The sequence below is a fragment of the Paraburkholderia sp. J8-2 genome, assembly GCF_905220195.1.
Lineage (GTDB): Bacteria > Pseudomonadota > Gammaproteobacteria > Burkholderiales > Burkholderiaceae > Paraburkholderia.
This window is the reverse complement of the sequence record NZ_CAJMZA010000014.1, coordinates 148,619-168,732: the sequence shown is the minus strand read 5'-3', so window position 1 is coordinate 168,732 and position 20,114 is coordinate 148,619. Positions and strand designations below refer to the sequence as shown.

General features: G+C 65.8%; 14 protein-coding genes. 8 read left to right on the top strand and 6 right to left on the bottom strand.

Features of this window, described 5'->3' with window-relative positions; genetic code table 11:
- Positions 1-94: 94 nt before the first annotated feature.
- The 6 genes from U5A52_RS26620 (at position 95) to U5A52_RS26595 (ending at position 5,396) form a co-directional block, all read left to right on the top strand.
- Positions 95-1,486 (top strand): EAL domain-containing protein, encoded by a 1,392-nt coding sequence (locus tag U5A52_RS26620; RefSeq protein WP_415774060.1) that lies wholly within the window; start codon positions 95-97, stop codon positions 1,484-1,486.
- Between the two features lie 165 nt (positions 1,487-1,651).
- A complete protein-coding gene (locus U5A52_RS26615) occupies positions 1,652-2,215 on the top strand; it encodes a peroxiredoxin (protein WP_321914187.1) in 564 nt (187 codons plus the stop codon).
- Between the two features lie 154 nt (positions 2,216-2,369).
- Positions 2,370-2,837: a hypothetical protein gene (locus tag U5A52_RS26610; RefSeq protein WP_321936780.1), complete on the top strand. Its 468-nt coding sequence runs from the start codon at positions 2,370-2,372 to the stop codon at positions 2,835-2,837.
- A 146-nt stretch (positions 2,838-2,983) separates the two neighbouring features.
- Complete coding sequence (locus U5A52_RS26605; protein ID WP_321936779.1) at positions 2,984-4,525, top strand: hypothetical protein; 1,542 nt, start codon at positions 2,984-2,986, stop codon at positions 4,523-4,525.
- On the top strand, positions 4,526-5,074 hold the full coding sequence (gene bamE, locus U5A52_RS26600; RefSeq protein WP_415774059.1) for an outer membrane protein assembly factor BamE: 549 nt from the start codon (positions 4,526-4,528) through the stop codon (positions 5,072-5,074).
- A gap of 52 nt (positions 5,075-5,126) precedes the next feature.
- Positions 5,127-5,396, top strand: a complete 270-nt coding sequence (locus tag U5A52_RS26595; protein ID WP_321936777.1) for a hypothetical protein — start codon at positions 5,127-5,129, stop codon at positions 5,394-5,396.
- 53 nt (positions 5,397-5,449) lie between these two features.
- On the opposite strand, the gene U5A52_RS26590 is transcribed toward U5A52_RS26595, so the two are convergent.
- The 5 genes from U5A52_RS26590 to U5A52_RS26570 form a co-directional block, all read right to left on the bottom strand.
- Positions 5,450-8,749, bottom strand: a complete 3,300-nt coding sequence (locus U5A52_RS26590; protein ID WP_321936776.1) for an efflux RND transporter permease subunit — start codon at positions 8,747-8,749, stop codon at positions 5,450-5,452.
- A gap of 4 nt (positions 8,750-8,753) precedes the next feature.
- On the bottom strand, positions 8,754-11,876 hold the full coding sequence (locus U5A52_RS26585) for an MdtB/MuxB family multidrug efflux RND transporter permease subunit (RefSeq protein WP_321936775.1): 3,123 nt from the start codon (positions 11,874-11,876) through the stop codon (positions 8,754-8,756).
- A 6-nt stretch (positions 11,877-11,882) separates the two neighbouring features.
- Positions 11,883-13,238 carry an MdtA/MuxA family multidrug efflux RND transporter periplasmic adaptor subunit gene (locus tag U5A52_RS26580; protein ID WP_321936774.1) on the bottom strand — a complete coding sequence of 452 codons (1,356 nt, stop codon included), beginning with the start codon at positions 13,236-13,238 and terminating at the stop codon, positions 11,883-11,885.
- A gap of 382 nt (positions 13,239-13,620) precedes the next feature.
- Positions 13,621-14,457 (bottom strand): IclR family transcriptional regulator, encoded by an 837-nt coding sequence (locus U5A52_RS26575; RefSeq protein WP_321914195.1) that lies wholly within the window; start codon positions 14,455-14,457, stop codon positions 13,621-13,623.
- Positions 14,458-14,933: 476 nt separating this feature from the next.
- On the bottom strand, positions 14,934-16,481 hold the full coding sequence (locus tag U5A52_RS26570; RefSeq protein ID WP_321936773.1) for a class I adenylate-forming enzyme family protein: 1,548 nt from the start codon (positions 16,479-16,481) through the stop codon (positions 14,934-14,936).
- A 272-nt stretch (positions 16,482-16,753) separates the two neighbouring features.
- Here U5A52_RS26570 and U5A52_RS26565 point away from each other — a divergent pair, with 272 nt between their 5' ends.
- A complete protein-coding gene (locus U5A52_RS26565; RefSeq protein ID WP_321936772.1) occupies positions 16,754-17,671 on the top strand; it encodes a LysR family transcriptional regulator in 918 nt (305 codons plus the stop codon).
- Between the two features lie 153 nt (positions 17,672-17,824).
- Positions 17,825-18,574, top strand: coding sequence for an SDR family oxidoreductase (locus tag U5A52_RS26560; RefSeq protein ID WP_321936771.1), 750 nt, complete (start codon positions 17,825-17,827; stop codon positions 18,572-18,574).
- A gap of 69 nt (positions 18,575-18,643) precedes the next feature.
- On the opposite strand, the gene U5A52_RS26555 is transcribed toward U5A52_RS26560, so the two are convergent.
- Positions 18,644-19,846, bottom strand: coding sequence for an ammonium transporter (locus U5A52_RS26555; RefSeq protein WP_321914199.1), 1,203 nt, complete (start codon positions 19,844-19,846; stop codon positions 18,644-18,646).
- Positions 19,847-20,114 lie beyond the last annotated feature (268 nt).

Below are 20,114 nucleotides of genomic sequence, written 5' to 3'. Positions count from 1 at the left end.
CGCCATGTCCGATTCATCGTCAGCGTTTGCCGCGCGGGCAAGCGAGGCTGTGCGAGACGATGCGGACAGGGGCACCCCTGGTTCCGCGCCGTCTATGCCGTCAGCTTCACAACCCGGCCTTACGCCCGGGTCATCCACCGGCCCGCAGCCCGACGCCGCGCCCGCGCCATCGCCTGAGGCGTTGTCGGTGCCGCCGTCTCGCCCGCAGTCGCAGGCGGCGCCCGGCGCGGGTTCGGGCGCCGTCCAGCCGTTCGTCTATCTCGGCCGGCAGCCCATTCTCGATCGCAATGGCGCGCTCAATGCCTATGAGCTGCTGTTTCGCGGCGGCGCGCAGAACCGCGCGGATGTCGACGACGACGCGCTCGCCACGGCCCAGGTGATGACGCGTACGATCGGCCAGCTCGGCGTGCCCGCGGTGCTCGGCCGTCACTACGGCTACGTCAACATCAGCCGCGAACTGCTGTTCGACGACATCGTGCATCTGCTGCCGCCCGGCCGCTTCGTGCTGGAGGTGCTCGAACACGTGCGCTTCGACGCCGCGGTTCTCGAGCGGCTCGCGCAACTGCGCCGCGCGGGCTACCGCATTGCCTTCGACGACGTGAGCGAGATCACGGAGAACCTGCTGCGCGCGTTGCCCTACGCGGACATCGTCAAGGTCGACCTGATGCAGACCGAGCGCGCGGCGCTGCCCGAACTGGTCGCGAACCTCGCCGCGCACGGCAAGACGCTGATCGCCGAGAAGGTCGAGACCGGCGAGGACTTCGAACTGGCCTCGTCGCTTGGCTTCGAGCTTTTCCAGGGTTACTTCTTTGCGCGTCCGCAGGTGCTGCGCGCGCCGCGCGTGCGCGCTTCGCGCCTTGCGCTCGTGCGCCTGCTCGCGCTCGTGGCGAACGACGTCGGCACGGCCGAACTCGAGCGCGAACTGCGCAGCCACCCGGGCGTAGTGGTGCAACTATTGCGTCTCGTCAATTCGAGCGCGTATTCGCCCGGACGGCCGATTTCGTCGCTGCGCGAAGCGGTGCTCGCGGCGGGCACGCGCCAGATTGCGCGCTGGGCGCAACTGCTGCTCTACGCGAGCGGGCGCGACCTGCCCTGGGGCTCGGACCCGCTGGTGCAACTCGCCGGTACGCGCTCGCACTTCATGGAGCTTGCCGCGCGCAGCCTGAACCCGCAGGACCCCGACTTCGCCGATGCCGCCTTCATGACCGGCATCTTCTCGCTCGTGCACGTGCTGGTGGGCTCGACGCCCGAGAACACGCTCGATCGGCTGGGCCTTGCGCGCGAGATCGTCGAGGCCGTGGACGGTCATCGCGGCGAGCTCGGCACCCTGTTGCTCATCGCGACCGCAGCCGAGCGCGGCGATCACGACGGCGCGCAGCGCCTCGCGCGCGAGGCGGGCGGCATGTTCACCGCGCTTACGCCGCCGCTGCTCGGTGAGCTGAACCTGTGGGCCGGCGCATGGTTCACGGCTTACGCCGAGGGTTGAAAACAGGCTGTAAGGTTTGCGCCGGTGCGCGCTGCGAGCGCCGCAATTGTGTGATTGAATATCGCCATCGCCGGGGGCGCGCCGTCATGCGCCTGAATTGCGTGATGGGCAAAAGCGCCCACAAAACGCGCGCCGGCGTGGCGATTCAACTCGAGGGCATTCGACATGAAACCGAGGTTCTTTGCGGCGGGAGCCGCGGCGCTCGTCTGCGCCGGGCTTGCGCTCTTTACGTTGTCCGCACAGGCAACACTCAAGCCGGGCGACCCTGCGCCCGACTTCACGACCCAGGCGTCGCTGGGTGGCAAGACCTACACCTATTCGCTCGCTTCGGAGTTGAAGAAGGGGCCGGTGGTGGTGTACTTCTATCCGGCCGCGTTCACGAAGGGCTGCACGATCGAAGCGCACGAATTCGCCGAAGCGGTCGATGAGTACAAGCAGTACGGCGCGACCGTGATCGGCGTTTCGCACGACAACATCGACACGCTCACGAAGTTCTCGGTGAGCGAGTGCCGCAGCAAGTTCCCGGTGGCCGCCGACGAAGATTCGAAGATCATCAAGTCGTATGACGCGTCGATGCCGATGCACGAATCGATGGCCAATCGCGTTTCCTATGTGATCGCGCCGGACGGCAAGATCATCTACGAATACACGAGCCTCTCGCCGGACCAGCATGTCGCGAACACGCTGCGCGCCGTGAAAGAGTGGGCCGCACAGCATCCGCAGCAGTAGTCGCCGCAAACCGCAGTAAAAAGCGGGGCCCGCCGCGCGCGCGGGCTCCGCAGCGATCCGTTCCGATCGTCCCTCCGCGTTTCGTCCTGGCGTGCCGGCATTGGCGCGCCGACACCTCGCCCTCGCACGACTCCCCACCGCCTGGAAAATCCGCATGCCGATCATCGTTGTCCTGTTTGCCTTCGCCGCGCTCGTCTATGGTGCGTACTGGTCTTTCAACGCCATTGCGGCGCAGTTCGGCATGGGAGTTGCCGTGGGGGCAGCCGTGATCGCCGCGGCGCTGTTTGTCGCGCTCATCGCCTGGTGGTGGCGCCGTATGCGCGACATCGCGCCCAACGTGCGCGGCGAAGGCGACTGGACGCACCGCGTAGCGGGCGCATGGGGCGAAGCGCGCCTCGCCGCGGGCAAGCGCTTTTGCGAACTGACGCAGGGCGGGGCGCATGGCGCGTATATCTTTGCCGACCTGCAAGGCGCGCAGCCGGCGCGCGGCGCCGACGGCTGGCACGTGGCGCTGCGCGTGGTCGACCCGCAGCGCCCGCTCTGGGAACTGCCGATGCCAAGCGAGCGTGAAGCGAAACGCTGGGCGCGTATTTTTACGCTTGCGATGGCTCAGAAGCTGTAGGGGGTGACAGGCCAGGTCTGTCAGGATTTGAGATAAATCCGATTCCAATGCCTGGGAGGCGCAAATACCATGGTCTTGCGTCATTGGATACTTCGAGATCGCCGCTTCGTGGCGTCCCATCCGGGCGCACCGATGAGGCAATCCCGATGCAGAATCTTCCCGTTCCCCCTCGTATGTTCGAGCGTGTGCGCATCGTCACGGCCCGGCCCGCGGGCTACGCGCACAGCGCCGCTTTCCAGGACTACGCCTTCGGGCTAAGGGCCGCTTTTGCGGCGCTCGGCACGCAGGTTGACGCCGCCGAGAACGAATTCCTCGCAGGCGATGGCATCAACTTCGTGTTCGGCGCGCATCTGCTCGCGCCTGGCACGGTGCTGCCGTCCAATACCGTCATCGTCAATCTCGAGCAGATGCGCGCCGGCTGGCCTGCCAGGATCCCGCACTACGTCGAGATGCTGCGGCGTCATCCGGTGCTCGACTATTCGCCCTCGAATGTCGAGCGCATTCGCGAACTCACGGGCAATGCGCATGTGCACGTGCTCACGCCCGGCTACGTGCCGCAACTCACCCGTATTCAGGCGCGGCCGGAACAGGACGTCGACGTGCTGTTCTACGGCATGCTCAATGAGCGCAGGCACAAGATTCTCGAGGCGCTGCGCGCGTCGGGCCTCGTCGTGCAGCATTTGCAAGGCGTCTACGGCGACGAGCGCGACCGGTGGATCGCGCGCAGCAAGATCGTGCTCAACGTCCACTATTACGACGACAAGATTCACGAAGTCGTCCGCACGTCCTGGTTGCTTGCCAATCGCAAGGCGGTGGTGAGCGAGTGCGAGCCGGACACCGAAATTGCAGACGATCTGCGCGAAGCCGTCGTCGCGGTTCCCTACGATGACCTGGTGCAGACTTGCGTCGCGCTGGCAAAAGACGACGCGCGCCGCCACGCGGTCGAGCAGCGCGGCTTCGAGATTTTTGCCCGCCGCGATCAGGCCGCGATTCTCGCCGCGCTGCTGCCGAAGCTCTCGCTACCGGTGCCGCGCCGCATCAATCTTGGCAGCGGCAAGTCTTACGACCCCGAGCGACTGAATATCGACATCGACCCGAAATGGCAGCCTGACCTCCTCGGCGATCTTGCGGACCCGGCAGGCTTGAAGTCGATCTTTTTCAGCCCCAGATATGGCTTGATCCGGCTCGAAGTGGGGCAGTTCGACGAGATCGAGGCGATAGACGTGCTCGAACATGTCCCGGCTCTCACGCGCTTCATGACGCATTGCCTCGAACTGCTTCGCGAGGGCGGCACCCTGCGCGTGTTCGTTCCCTACGACCTGTCGTATGGCGCGTGGCAGGATCCCACGCACGTGCGCGCGTTCAATGAGCGCAGTTGGTGGTACTACACGCAGTGGCACTGGTATCTAGGCTGGATAGACGCGCGCTTTGACCTGAGCCGGCTCGTCATGAAGTTCAGCCCGTTCGGCGGCGAACTGCGCTCGCGCGGCGTTGCCGATGAGGAGATTTTCCGCACGCCACGCGCGGTGGACGCCATGGAGGCCATCTTCGTCAAGCGCATGCTCACGGAACCCGAGCGCGAAGCGGCGTTGGCAATGCACCGTGGCTCTCAGCGCGGCGCGGTGGCGAACATTGCAACGCCCGCGTTGTCCCAATCACTTCCCGTTAGGTTTGAGCAGCAAGGTTAGATGGATATGACACGAAAACCCTGGATTGCCGCGACCTTGATCGCTGTCAGCGCCACGCTGCTCGCGGCGTGCGACCAGCAAAAGGTCGCCGACGCCGTCAACGCGATCAAACCCGATTCGATGGCGTTCGGCGGCCTGCGTATTGGCGTGTCGACCGTCGAAGACGTACGCCAGCAAGCGGGCAAGCCCGAAATGGTCTGGGAAGACGACGACGGCGCGCAGCGCCTGGAATACCCGCGCGGGCCAAACGGCCTCACCACGTGGATGCTCGACTTCGACGCGAACGGCAAACTCGTGGCGATGACCCAGGCGCTTACGGCGCAAAATATCGCTCAGGTCGTGCCGGGCATGACGCAGGACGAAGTGCGCCGCCTGCTCGGCAAGCCGGCCACGGTAGCAAAATACGCGCTGAGCCACGAGGAAGTGTGGAGCTGGCACTGGGCCGAAGGCGGCGTGGCGGGGGACGGCATGTTCAACGCCCATTTTGCGCCGGATGGGCTCGTGATCAGAACGTCGCGCTCGGATGCACCGGGCCACGAGCAGCATTGAGGCGGCGAGCGCTCAGGCCGCACAAGTTGCACCAGCCGCAAGGAGGAAGCAGATGAAACGTATCGCGTTGCTTTGGAATGTCGTGAAGGGCGATGCACGCGTGCTGTGGCACGCGCTGCGCCAGCCAGAACGCCCGGTGTGGCTCATGCCCGCCACGGCGCTGCTCGCGCTCTACGCGCTCGACCCGTTCAATATCGCGCTGCCGCTCGCCGGTGTCGTCGACGATGGAATCATCGTTCCGCTGGTGCTGCATCTGATCGTGCGTTGCCTGCCGGTGCATTTGCGGCAACCCCAGCCTCAGCCGCGCAGCGTACGGGCATAAAAAAACGGCTGAAGCCAGGCTTCAGCCGTTTCTCAATACGCTAACGCCAGCGCTTATTCCACCTGCGCCGAGGGCGCCCCGCGCCCGCGCTTCGCATCCCACCACACGCGCAACCGGTCCATGTACAGATACACCACCGGCGTCGTATAGAGCGTGAGCATTTGGCTCACGATCAGGCCGCCCACGATCGAGATCCCGAGCGGCGCACGCAACTCCGCACCTTCGCCGCGCCCGAACGCAAGCGGCAGCGCACCGAGCAGCGCCGCGCAGGTCGTCATCATGATCGGCCGGAAGCGCAAGAGGCACGCCTGATGGATCGCATCGCGCGAACTCAGTCCCTGGCGCGAAGCCTCGATCGCGAAGTCCACCATCATGATCGCGTTCTTCTTCACGATGCCGATCAGCAGAATCACGCCGATCAGCGCGATGATGCTGAACTCCGTCTTGAAGAGCAGTAGCGCGAGCAGGGCGCCCACGCCCGCCGAGGGCAGGGTGGAAAGAATCGTGAGCGGGTGGATGTAGCTCTCGTACAGAATGCCCAGCACGATATACACGGCCGCGAGCGCCGCGAGAATCAGCAGCGGCTGGTTGTCGAGCGACTGCTGGAACGCCTGCGCCGTGCCCTGGAAGCTGCCGTGTATCGTCGCGGGCATGCCGATCTCGCCCATCGTGTCGTAGATCGCGGCGGTCGCGTCGGAGAGCGACTTGCCGGGCGGCAGGTTGAACGAGATCGTCGAGGCCACGAACTGGCTCTGGTGATTCACCGAGAGCGGCGTCGTGCCGGGGCCGAACGAGGCGATCGACGACAGCGGCACCATGGTTTCCTTCGAGGTCGACACCGCCGCGCCCGACGACGCGCTCGACTTGCCGCTCGCGGCGAGCGAGTTGGTCGCGAGGTTGCGCGCGGAGTCGGCGGCAATGGTCGCGGCGCTCGACGCCGTGGTGGTGGATGTGCCGCCCGTCGAGGCGGTGGTCGGGCCGGTCACCGTGCCCGCCGTCGCATTCGTGCTTTGCGCACCGCTCGCCGTGCCGCCCGAGGTGCTCACCCAGATCTCGTTGAGCATGGTCGGGCTCTGCCAGTACTGCGGCGCGACTTCCATCACCACGTGGTACTGGTTCAGCGGGTTGTAGATCGTCGAGACCTGGCGCTGGCCGAATGCGTCGTAGAGCGTGTTGTCGATCTGCGAGGGCGTGATGTTCAGCCGCGCGGCGCTGGCGCGGTCGATGTTGATCATCGACTCGAGGCCGCCTTGCTGCTGGTCCGAATTCACGTCGGCGAGTTCGGGGCGCGCCTGCAGCGCCTCGGTGAGCTTCGGCCCCCACTTGTAGAGGTCGGCGGTATTGTCGGCGAGCAGCGTGAACTGGTACTGCGCGTTCGACTGCCGGCCGCCCACGCGAATATCCTGCACCGCTTGCAGGAAGGTGCGCGCGCCCGCCACGTTCGAGAGCGGCCCGCGCAGCTGGGCCATGACTTCATCGGCGGAAAGCTTGCGCTCGCTCTTGGGCTTGAGCGAGACGAACATGAAGCCCGAATTGGTCGCGCGCCCGCCGGAGAAACCCGCGACCGAGTCCACCGCCGGGTTCGCCTGCACGATACGCATCATCTCGGAGAACTTCACCTTCATCGCCTGGAAAGAGGTGGCCTGGTCGGCCTGGATGCCGCCGATCAGACGCCCCGTGTCCTGCTGCGGGAAGAAGCCCTTGGGCACGACCACGTAGAGCGCGACGTTCAGCGCGATGGTGGCGATGAGCGTGAGCAGGATCACGAACGGATGCGCGAGCGCCCAGCCGAGCGTGCGCTCGTAGCCGCCCTGCATGCGCAGGAAGCCGCGTTCGAGCCACTGCGCGAAGCGGCCTTCTTCCTTCTTCTCGTGCGCTTCTTCGAGCAGGCGCGAGCACATCATCGGCGTGAGCGTGAGCGAGACGGCCAGCGACACCGCAATGGCGAGCGAGAGCGTGAGCGCGAATTCGCGGAAGAGGCGCCCGACAATGCCGCCCATCAGCAAAATAGGCAGGAACACGGCGACGAGCGACACGCTGATCGAGAGCACCGTGAAGCCCACCTCCCGCGCGCCGAGCAGCGCCGCCTTCATGCGCGGTACGCCGTTCTCGATATGCCGCGAGATGTTCTCGAGCACGACGATGGCGTCGTCCACGACGAAGCCCGTCGCGATGGTGAGTGCCATGAGCGAGAGGTTGTCGAGCGAGAACCCCATCAGATACATGGCCGCGAAGGTGCCGATGATCGAGATGGGCACGGCCACGCTCGGAATGAGCGTCGCGCGCCAGTTGCGCAGGAACAGGAACACCACCATCACGACGAGCGCCACGGCGATGATGAGCGTGTGTTCGGTGTCCTTGAGCGAGGAGCGGATCGTGACGGAGCGGTCCGACGTGGGGATCACCTCGACGTCGGCGGGCAGTGACGCCTTGAGTTGCGGCAGCATCGCGACCACGCGGTCCACGGTCTCGATGATGTTCGCGCCCGGCTGGCGGTAGAGGATCACGAGCACCGAGCGCTTGCCGTTGGCGAGACCGATGTTGCGCAGGTCTTCCACCGAATCGACCACTTCGCCCACGTCGGAGAGCTTCACGCCCGCGCCGTTGCGGTAGGCGATCACGAGGTCCTTGTACTGGCTCGCCTTGCTCGCCTGGTCGTTGGTGTAGAGCTGAAAGCGCTGCGGGCCGAATTCGATATCGCCCTTAGGACTGTTCGCGTTGGCCGAGGCGAGCGCCGCGCGCACGTCTTCGAGGCCGATGCCGTAATGAAACAGCGCGTGCGGCTCCAGCTCCACGCGCACGGCCGGATTCGCCGAGCCGCTCACGTCGACTTCGCCCACACCGTCCACCTGCGAGAGCGATTGCTGCAGCACCGTGGCCGCCGAGTCGTAGAGCTGGCCCGCGGTGAGCGTGGGCGAGGTGAGCGCGAGAATCAGGATCGGCGCGTCGGCGGGGTTGACCTTGTGGTAGGTCGGGTTCTGCCGCAGGCTCGTGGGCAGGTCGGCGCGCGCGGCGTTGATCGCCGCCTGCACGTCGCGCGCGGCGCCGTCGATGTCGCGGTTCAGGCCGAACTGCAGCGTGATGCGCGTGCTGCCCACCGAGCTTTGCGAGGTCATCTCCGTGACGTCGGCGATCGAGCCCAGGTGGCGCTCCAGCGGGCTAGCCACGCTGGTCGCCACCGTTTCGGGGCTCGCGCCCGGCAAGGTGGCTTGCACGGAGATGGTGGGAAAGTCCACCTGCGGCAAGGGCGCGACCGGCAGCTTCGTGAAGGCGAAGAGGCCGGCGAGCGCAATGCCGACGGCGAGCAGCGTGGTCGCGACGGGGCGCGAGATGAACGGGCGCGAGAGATTCATCGCGTCAGTTCTCCGTCGAAGACGAGGGCGCGCCGTGCGAGCCGCTGCCGAAGCGCTGGCGCAGGCGCTGCGCGATCCGGTCGAACGCGAGATAGATCACGGGCGTCGTGAACAGCGTGAGCGCCTGGCTCACGATCAGGCCGCCTGCAATCGCGATACCGAGCGGTCGGCGCAGTTCGCTGCCCGCGCCGTTGCCGAGGATCAGCGGCACGGCGCCGAGCAGGGCCGCCATCGTCGTCATCATGATCGGGCGAAAGCGCAGCAGACACGCCTGGTAGATCGCCTCGCGCGGCGGCTTGCCTTCGTGGCGCTCGGCCTCGAGTGCGAAGTCGATCATCATGATGGCGTTCTTCTTCACGATGCCGATCAAGAGCACGATGCCGATGATGCCGATGATGTCGAGGTCGTGCCCGGTCAGAATCAGCGCGAGCAGCGCGCCGATCCCCGCCGACGGCAGCGTGGAGAGAATCGTGATGGGATGCACGAAGCTCTCGTACAGCACGCCGAGCACGATGTACATCGTGACGATGGCCGCGAGGATCAGGAACAGCTCGTTGGACAGCGACGCCTGGAACGCGAGCGCCGCGCCCTGGAAGCGCGTCTGGAACGAGCCCGGCAGGCCAATGTCCTTTTCCGCCTGCTGGATCGCGTTGACCGCCGCGCCAAGCGACGAGCCTGGCGCCAGGTTGAACGAGACCGTCGTGGCCGGGAACTGCGAAAGATGCGAGACGAGCAGCGGTGAGGGCCGCTCGTGGAACTTCGCGATGGCCGAGAGCGGCACCTGGCCCGTGGTGGAGGTCGAGGAGGGCAGGTAGATCGAGTTCAGCGCGTCGGTGTAGTGCTGCATCACCGGGTCGGCTTCGAGAATCACGCGGTACTGGTTCGACTGCGTGAAGATCGTCGAGATGATGCGCTGGCCGTAGGCGTCGTAGAGCGCGTTGTCCACTGTCGCGGGCGTGATGCCGTAGCGCGCGGCGCTCGCGCGGTCGATCTCGATGAACACGGAACTGCCCTGGTCCTGCAGGTCGGTCGCCACGTCGGCGAGTTCGGGCAGTTGCTGCAAGCGCTGCACGAGCTTCGGCACCCAGGTCGTGAAGTCCTGGATGTTCGGCGTGGTGAGCATGAACTGATATTGCGTCGGGCTCACCGTCGAGTCGATCGTGAGGTCCTGCACCGGCTGCATGTAGAGCGACGCGCCCGGCACGTGGGCCACGCTTTTTTGCAGGTCGCGGATGATCTCGCTGGCCGTTTCACTGCGGTCGTCGCGCGGCTTCAGGTTGATGAGCATGCGGCCGCTGTTGAGCGTGATGTTGGTGCCGTCCACGCCGATGAACGAGGTGAGGCTCTCGACGTTGTCGTTCTTGAGGATCTCCGCGGCGAGCGCCTGCTGGCGTTCGGCCATCGACGCATAGGACACCGATTGCGGCATCTGCGTGATGGCCTGGATCACGCCCGTGTCCTGCACGGGGAAGAAGCCCTTGGGCACGACCACGTAAAGAATGCCGGTGAGCACGAGCGTGATGAGGAACACGATCATCGTGAGCCGCTGGCGTGCGAGCACCCATTCGAGCGCCACGCCGTAGCGGCCGATCACATAGTCGAAGAACGCATGCACGCGCGCCTCGAAGCGGTGGCTTTCGGGCGGCGGCGTGTGGCGCAGCATCTTCGCGCACATCATCGGCACGAGCGTGAGCGAGACCACGGCCGAGATCACGATCGTCACCGCGAGCGTGATGGCGAACTCGTGGAAGAGGCGGCCCACCACGTCGCCCATGAAGAGCAGCGGGATCAGCACGGCGATGAGCGACACCGTCAGCGAGATGATGGTGAAGCCGATCTGCTTCGAGCCCTTGAGCGCCGCTTCGAGCGGGGTTTCTCCGGCCTCGACGTAGCGCGCGATGTTCTCGATCATGACGATGGCGTCGTCCACCACGAAGCCGGTCGCGATGGTGAGCGCCATGAGCGAGAGGTTGTCGAGCGAGAAGCCGCACAGGTACATGACCGCGAGCGTGCCGATGAGCGAGAGCGGCACGGACAAGCTCGGAATAATCGTGGCGTAGATGTTCGCGAGGAACAGGTACATCACGAGCACGACGAGCACGACCGACATCAGCAGCTCGAACTGCACGTCGCGCACCGAGGCGCGGATCGTGGTCGTGCGGTCCGTGACGATCTGCACGTCGAGCGAGGAAGGCAGCGATTCCTGCAACTGCGGCAGCAGCGCCTTGATGCTGTCCACCACCTGGATCACGTTTGCGCCCGGCTGGCGCTGCACGTTCAGGATGATCGCGGGCGTGCCGTCCGCCCATGCGCCGAGCTTCGTGTTCTCCGCGCCCTGCACGATGTTCGCGACATCGGTGAGCATGACGGGGCGGCCGTTGCGATAGGCGATCACCGCGTCCTTGTAGGCGTCGGCGTCGGTCAGCTGGTCGTTCGCGTTGATCGTGTACGCGCGCGTGGGGCCGTCGAAGTTGCCCTTCGGCGTGTTGACGTTCAGGTTCGAAATGCTCGTGCGCAGGTCGTCGAGATTCAGGCCATAGGCCGCGAGGGCGCGCGGGTTCGCCTGGATGCGCACCGCAGGGCGCTGGCCGCCCGACAGGCTCACGAGGCCCACGCCCGCCACCTGCGAGATTTTCTGCGCGAGGCGCGTGTCGGCGAGATCCTGGATCTGCGTGAGCGGCAGCGTTTTCGAGGTGATGGCGAGCGTGAGGATCGGCGCGTCGGCGGGGTTGACCTTGGCGTAGATCGGCGGCGCGGGCAGGTCCGAGGGCAGCAGGTTGCCGGCCGCGTTGATGGCGGCCTGCACTTCCTGCTCGGCCACGTCGAGCGGCAGATCGAGGCTGAACTGCAGCGTGATGACCGAGGAGCCCGCCGAGCTTTGCGACGACATCTGGTTCAGCGACGGCATCTGCCCGAACTGGCGCTCGAGCGGCGCGGTGACCGAGGACGTCATCACGTCCGGGCTCGCGCCCGGGTAGAAGGTCTGGACCTGGATGGTCGGGTAATCGACTTCGGGCAGGGCGGAAAGCGGCAGAAAGCGCAGCGCGACGAGGCCGACCAGCATGATCGCCGCCATGAGCAGCGCCGTGCCGACCGGCCGCAGGATAAAGGCGCGGGATGGATTCATGCTGGCTTACTGGGCTTGCGTCTGCGAGGCGTGGCGGTGGCCATGACGCGCGCCCGAGGCGGCGCCGGCCCACGAGGCGCCTTTCGCGCCCGATGCGCCCTTCGCATGCTGCGGGTGCTCGGCCGGAATCGTGATCTTCGCACCTTCGCGCAAGCGGTCGGAGCCGTCGGTCACCACGCGCTCGCCCACGGCGAGGCCCGAAGCGATGCTCGTGCGCTCGGCGTCGACGGGGCCGACCTTCACGAGCCGCACGGTCACTGTGTTGTCGGGCTTCGCGACATAGACGTATTGCCCCTGCGAGCCGTTGAGCACGGCCGAAGTGGGCACGATCACGGCGTCGTGGAGCGTATCGACGAGCAGGCGCGCATTGACGAACTGGTTCGGGAAGAGCCCTTGTTCGTGGTTCGTGAAGCTCGCGCGCAGCTTGACGGTGCCCGTGGTGGTGTCGATCTGGTTGTCGATCGTCTGGAGCGACCCGGCTTCCAGCATCGTGGTGTTGCTGCGGTCGTACGCCTTGACCGACATCTTCGTGCCCGCGCGCAACTGCTTCATGATGGGCGGCAGGTTGTCCTCCGAAGTCGTGAAGATCACGCTGATCGGCTCGAGCTGCGTGAGCACGACGATGCCGTTGGTGTCGCTGGGCGTCACGTAGTTGCCCGGATCGACCTGGCGCAGACCGACGCGGCCCGACACGGGCGCGGTGACGCGCGCGTAGGTGAGGTCGAGCTTGTAGGTATCGACGTTGGCCTGATCGGACTTGACGGTGCCCTCGTACTGCTTGACGAGCGATGCCTGCGTGTCGACCTGCTGGCTCGCGATCGAGTCTTGCGAGAGCAGCGTCTGGTAGCGCTTGAGGTCGAGGCGCGCGGTGGCGAGCAGCGCCTGGTCGCGAGCGAGCTGGCCTTCGGCGTTGGCGAGCGAGATCTGGTAGGGGCGCGGGTCGATCTGCGCGAGCACGTCGCCCTTCTGCACCATCTGGCCTTCCTGGAAGTACACGTTCTGCAGCGTGCCGGATAGTTGTGTGCGCACCGTGATGTCGGCAAGCGGCGTGACCGTGCCGAGCGCGGTGATGACGATGGGCATGTCGCCGGCCTGCGCGGTGGCCACGCTCACCGGCTGCGGCATGTTGGCCATGGCGCCCGGGCCGCCGTGACGCATGCGCGCGCCGGCCGCCGGTGCTGCGTCGCCGCCCGAGAGCGCCTTGTTCCACGGTTGCCAGCGTGCGAGCACGATGCCGGCGATCACGATGACCACACCCAATGCGATGAACTTGCCCTTGCCGCGCCTCGCGGCGACCGGAGCGGGGGACTGCGGCGTCGTGTCTTTACGGGGGGAATCCGGGCGCTTTTCTTGTTGATCCATCGGTCAGGTCGGTAACGGGTTCTCGAAGGCTCTGGGCTGAGCGGATTATGGGGTGCCGGCCGCCAGGCGCACGCAACAGCGCACACAAAGCGCACGCGGCCGGCGTAGCGGACGCGCTCCGATGCTGCGCATGTCGTGCGCAAGCAGGATGTCAGGGCTGGCCCCGCTCTGGCACGAATGCCGTGCCACGAGTTCGCGGGTATGGGCGGCTTCGCTGGCGGTTGGCTGGCGGTGCGCACGCGCGGCGGCACAGCAGGCTCTTGCCGCCAAAAAGCATGATGCTACGTTGCCCGCTTCGTTACAGTCCAGTGCCGTTTCTTTCGAGACGTTACGAGCGTTACATGCGACGTGCGCTTTTTGTAAGGCGAGGGCGCGCGCGCTGTCAGGTTGAATGGGGCAGGCGCAGGGCGCCGCCAATCTCGTCGGCGATGCGTCCGACGCATTCGCGCAGCAGCGGCGCGACATGGGCGACGAGCCACTCGCGCGGGCACTGCTGCGAAGCGCCGCCGCAGTTGATGGCGTAGATCTCGCCATTGGGACCGGCGAACGCCGTGGCAATGGCGTTGAGCCCTTCGTACCATTCGCCGATCGCGAGTCCGTACCCCTGGGCGGCGGTCTCGGCGAGCGCGGCGTCGAGCCGGCTGCCGAGCACGCCCCAGTCGTTGCCGCTCGAGGTCTGCAACGCGGCGGTGAGTTCGGCGCGCGCATGCGGATCGAGCGCGGCGAGGTAGGCGCGCCCGACGGCGGTGCGGCCCATGTCGATGCGCGAGCCGACCTCGAGGCGCGTGACGAGCACGGCGGTGCGCGGGCGGATCGCGTCGATCACGACCATGTCCAGACGGTCGCGCACGGTGAGGTGCACCGAAAGCGCGGTGCGCTCGGCAAGCCGCGTGAGAAAAGGCCGTGCGCGGCTGCGGATGTCGGAGTTGCGCAAGAAGCCGTTGGAGAGCTCCAGCACCGACGACGTGAGGACGAAGCGTTCGCTGTCGGGCAGCCGCGCGAGAAAGCCCGTGCTGACGAGCGTGCCGGTGAGCCGCGAAAGCGTGGGTTTGGGAATGCCGGTCAGCTCGGTCAGTTCGCGGTTGCTGAGCGGCGCGTCGGCGGCCGCGACGCAGCGCAGCACGGCGAGACCGCGCGCGAGCGCGGTGACTTCGTCAGCGCCGCCGTCTTTGTCGCGCGGAGTTTCGTCGGCATGGCGCGAATCGGGTGCGAAAGTCATTGGCGGGACAATTTTCCGAAACGGGATTTCAGATTTCAGATTTCACGCGTGGCGTCACAAAGCCGACACGGGCTTGCAGTGCGGCACACCGGTTTGCGTTCGATCAACACTGTGTTCCCTAAAATAGGGCGCAAAATCTCAGACAATTGTAATGGATGCCAGATGCTCGATGATTGGCGTATTTTGGCGAGATTTTGCTTGACTTAGTCAGCATGTAGGTAAAAAATGGAACCCGATTTCGGCAATGCGCCACAAGCCCGCAAAAACTGCGGGTTTTAATGTGCTTCGCGATATGCAATTCGCATAATTGCGCATCGTTTTCTGACGGCACGGCGAGCCGAATACCGTCTCTCAGGTTCTAGCACGGCCCTCGGAATGGCTAGAACTTTTCAAGGCGCCACGTGCAAACGTGGCGCTTTTTTTTCGCCCGATTTTCCCCGGCTGTCCCCAGCTGAAAACGGGCGATTCGCGGCCAATCAGGCGACCTCGCCGCTAAAGCGCTCGCGCAATTCGCGTTTGAGGACCTTGCCAATCGGGCTGCGCGGTAGCGCGTCCACAATCACGACGCCGGCGAGTCGCTGCATTTTCCCCAACTGCTCGTTGGCCCAGGCGGCAAGCGCTTCGGCCTCCCAGGTCGAGCCGCGCTGGAGGGTGACGAACGCGACCGGCGTTTCGCCCCAGCGTTGCGACGGCACGCCGACCACGGCAGATTCGACGACGTCGGGGTGCCGGTCGAGCACCTGTTCCAGATCGCTTGGATAGAGGTTGAATCCGCCGGAGATGATCATGTCCTTCTTGCGGTCCATCAAAACGAGGAAGCCGTCTTCGTCGAAACGGCCGACGTCTCCGGTGCGGATGAAGCGCCGGCCATCGCTGTCGTACCACTCGGCTTGCGCCGTCTTTTCGGGTTGCCGGTAGTAACCGGTCATCATCGCGGGAGAGCGCCCGACGATTTCGCCCGTTTCTCCGGCGGCGACCTCGCGCCCGTCGGCATCGATCAAGCGCATTTCATGACCGTTCAGCGGGCGGCCAACCGTGTGCAGCTTGTCGGGAAATTCGTCCGCACACAGCTCGCATGACGCGCCGCCTTCGGTCATGCCATAGAACTCGGTGAGCTTGCCGGGCCACCTGCGCAGGGCGTCCGCCTTGAGGCCGGCCGGGAACGGCGCACTCGTGCAGAACTTCGCGCGGAAACGCGACAGGTCGTAGCGATCGAAGTCGGGATGGCCGAGGATGCGCTGGTATTGCACGGGCACCAGCATGGTGTGCGTGACCTGTTCGCGCTGGGCAAGCTCCAGGTATTGCCGCGCGTCGAATTTGGGCATGAGGACGACCGTCCCGCCGAGCGCCAGCGTCGGGAAGAAGCTCACCAGCGTGGTGTTCGAATAGAGAGGCGTCGCAATCAAGGTGACGGCGTCCGGGCCGTATCCGCGCTCGACGCTTCGCTGCGTGTAGGCGTAGCGCATGGCGTGCGACTGGACGATGCCCTTGGGCGCTCCCGTCGTGCCGGAGGAGTAAATGATGTTGAATGCCCACTCCGGCTGGATCTCCACGGGTGCGGGAATGGCCCCCACTGGCGCTAGCCAGGCGTTGTATTGCCCGGCCGCGCCGATTTTGACGACGCGCAGCGCAGGCGGCAACGCGACGCTCGACAGCAGCTGGCAAACTGCGTCGTCGGCGAAGAGGATTTGCGCGCGCGAGTTCTCCAGCATGGCGACGAGGCTGTCCGGATGCGTGGAGGGAGACAGCGGCGCGACCGCGAGTCCCGCTCTGAGTGCGCCGAAGAATACCGCGGCGTACGGGATGGAGCTCGATGCGCAAATGGCAACGACGTCTTCGGGGGACAGTCCGTCACGCTGCAGCGCGGCGGCGCAGCGCTCGATCAGCGCCTGGAGTGCGGCGAACGTGACCGTTGCATCGTCGCAGACGATTGCCGCATGCTCACCACGTTCCTCCGCCCGTTGGCGAATCATGGCGGTCAGATCGACGAACGGCGTTTCGGGTGACGGAGACTTCACGGACATGGCCTCATACCTCACTGGAAAGATGTGTTCGCGATGGAATGATCCAGCTTGCTTGCCCACTCGTTTCCCTTCGGAGTGGCGCGGCTACGATCGATAGTTTGTGAACGTGCGTTCGATTCTCTGCCCGGCAAAGACGCTAAACAATGACAAATTTTCTGGACAGACCGTCAAGGCGACTTTGACAGTCTGCCCGCAGGACGGCGTCACGCAACCTCACTCCCGCCCCGTTTCTGCCGTACCATCGCCTGATCACCCGTTCGATGGAGCCGCACATGCTCTCCGAAGAGGAACTGGCGTTGCTCGACGCCATCCGCGAAACCGGCAGCCTGTCGCGTGCGGCTGCGCGTTTGAACAAGGCGCCATCCACGATTTCGCACGCCGCGCGCCAACTCGAAGCGCGCTTCGACGCGCTGCTCTTCGACCGCCGGCGCTACCGCCTGCAGCTTACGCCGGCCGGTCATCTGCTTGCCGAGGAGGCGAGCCGCCTGATGCAGGACGTCGCGCGCATGACGCAGCGCGTGCGGCAGGTTGCAAACGGCTGGGAGGACCGCCTGTGGATCGTCACCGACGAGATTCTCGAATTCGAACTGTTGATGCCGGTGGTGCGCGACTTCGACGCGCTGCAGTCCGGCGTCAAGCTGCGGTTCACGCATGAAGTGCTCTCCGGCACCTGGGAGGCCCTGCGCGACGGCCGTGCCGATCTGGTCGTCGGCGCAACCAACGAGCCGCCCTCCATCGACGGCCTGCACTGGTTCGAGCTGGGTGTGATGGAGTGGGTGTTCGCGGTGGCGCCGCGCCACCGGCTCGCGCGCGAGAAGGGGCCGCTCACGCGCGAGCGTATGCTGGCCGAGCGCGGCGTGGCGGTCGGCGATTCGGCGCGGCACGCGCCCGGTCGCGGCTACGGGCTGTTCGGCGCGCAGGAGGTGCTGGCGGTGCCGTCGATGCGCGCCAAGATCCTCGCGCAGCGCGAGGGCCTGGGCGTGGGCTGGGTACCGCGGCAGCGCGCGGCGAAGCTGATCGAGCGTGGCGAACTCGTCGAGAAGGCCACGGCGAACCCGCGCGAGCCGAACGTGCTGTACGTGGCGTGGCGCGGCGAACACGTGGGGCGCGCGCTGCAATGGTGGATCGACCGGCTGCGCGAGCCGCGTCTTGCAAAGCGCCTCGTGGAGGGCATCGCGGTCACGGGTTGAAGCCGGCCGTCTGCAGGTTCGGCCGCACGTCCGGTGCGAACGTTCGATGCCTTCGAACGTTTGCGCCAGGACCGTCGTACGGCAGGCGCCGCGCCGGCCGGCAAGATGACATCACAGTCTCAGATCGGGACTATCCCTCTCAAGGAGAACGTCATGAACCGCTTTGCCAACAAAACTGTCCTCGTCACCGGCGGAACCAGCGGCATCGGGCTCGCTGCAGCTCTTGCCTATGCCGCCGAAGGCGCGCATGTCATCGTCACCGGCCGTGATGAAGCCGGGCTCGAAGCCGCGCGCCTCGCACTCGGCCCGAACGCCCACGCCTGGCGCAACGACGCGGCCTCGCTCACCGGCGCACGCGAACTGGCTGCCGCGGTGCGCGACGCGGGCCTGCGCCTCGACGCGGTGTTCATCAACGCGGGCGTGGCGAAGCTCGCGCCGTTCGAGCAAGTGGACGAAGCGCTGTGGGATGTCACCTTCGACACCAACGTGAAGGGCGCGTACTTCCAGATCCAGGCGCTCTTGCCGGTGCTCAACGACGGCGCGGCCATCGTGCTCAACGGTTCGATCAACGCGCATATCGGCATGCCCACCTCGTCGGTGTATGCGGCGAGCAAAGCTGCGCTGATATCGTTTGCCAAGACGCTCTCGGCCGAACTGCTGCCGCGCGGCATTCGCGTGAACGTGGTGAGCCCCGGGCCCGTGAAGACACCGCTCTACAACAAGTTCGGCATGGACGCCGCCGCGCTCGCGGCGGCTGAGGAATCGATCCGCGCGCTGGTGCCGCTCAAGCGCTTCGCGACCGTGGAGGAGATTGCCTCGACCGTGCTGCATTTGAGCGCCGCCGAATCGGCCTTCATAATCGGCACCGAAGTGATCGTCGCCGGTGGCATGGGCCAGCTTTGACACTCGCTTGAGTGTGGCGTGCGGGCGGCAGGGCGCCGCCCGCGGTCGCGTTGGTGTGTCGCGCGGCGCTCAGGAAACCGTTTCGCGCTCCGGCGTGGCCGTGATCTTGTGGATCGACAGGTCAGTGCCGTTGAATTCCTCTTCGCGATCGATGCGCAGCCCAACGAGCTTGCGAAGCAGCCCGTACACCACGAGGCCGCCGAGGAAGGCGATCACGATGCCCGCAATCGTGCCGACGATCTGCGCGCCGAGCGAGACGCCGCCGAGCCCGCCCAGCCAGCGCTGGCCGAAAATGCCCGCGGCGATGCCGCCCCACGCGCCGCACAGGCCGTGCAGCGGCCACACGCCGAGCACGTCGTCGATGCGCCAGCGGTTCTGCACGCAGGTGAACATATAGACGAACAGGGCGCCCGCCACCGCGCCCGTCACGAGCGCGCCGAGCGGATGCATGACGTCCGAGCCCGCACACACGGCCACGAGCCCCGCGAGCGGCCCGTTGTAGGTGAAGCCCGGATCGTTGCGGCCCGCGAACCAGGCGGCGAGCGTGCCGCCCACCATCGCCATGAGCGAGTTGACGGCGACGAGACCGCTGATCTTGTCGATGGTCTGCGCGCTCATCACGTTAAAGCCGAACCAGCCCACCGCGAGCACCCACGCGCCGAGCGCGAGAAACGGAATGTTCGAGGGCGGGTGCGCGGCGATGCGGCCGTCGCGCGTATAGCGGCCGTGGCGCGGCCCGAGCAGCAGCACGGCCGGCAGCGCGATCCAGCCGCCGAACGCGTGGACGACCACGGAGCCCGCGAAGTCATGGAACGGCACGCCGAACACGTGCGTCATCGCATCTTCGAAACCGAGGCGGTTGTTCCACACCATGCCCTCGAAAAACGGGTAGAGGAAGCCGACGATCACGAAGGTCGCGAACAGTTGCGGATTGAACTTCGAGCGCTCCGCGATGCCGCCCGACACGATCGCCGGAATCGCCGCCGCGAAGGTGAGCAGGAAGAAGAAGCGCACGAGCGCATAGCCGTTGTGCTCGGCGAGCACGTCGGCGTGCGAGAAGAACTGCACGCCGTAGGCGAGCGTATAGCCGATGAAGAAGTAGGCGATCGTCGAAATCGAGAAATCGACGAGGATTTTGACGAGCGCATTGACCTGATTCTTCTTGCGCACGGTGCCGAGTTCGAGAAACGCGAACCCTGCGTGCATGGCGAGCACCATGGCGGCGCCTAGCAGCAGAAATAGCGTGTCGGTGCCGGTCTTGAGATTGTCCATCTGACGTACCCAGTTTGCCCAAAATGGGCGCATACACAGCAAGATGCGGGCCAGCTTCAGCGCCAAACTGGTGAATTCGCGGTCGCAACGGGCGTCAAGCCGGTGCGACCGTGCACCGATGCGGGAAAAATATGCACGCCGGGGGCATTGAACTGGGTGCTGGAATCCAGGGTGCATACAGCTTGTTTCGCACAATCTCAGGGCCTGCGCGCAAAGGTGGGGAAAGCGCGCGCCAGAATAGGGCGATTGATTCGATTTTCCTTTCCAT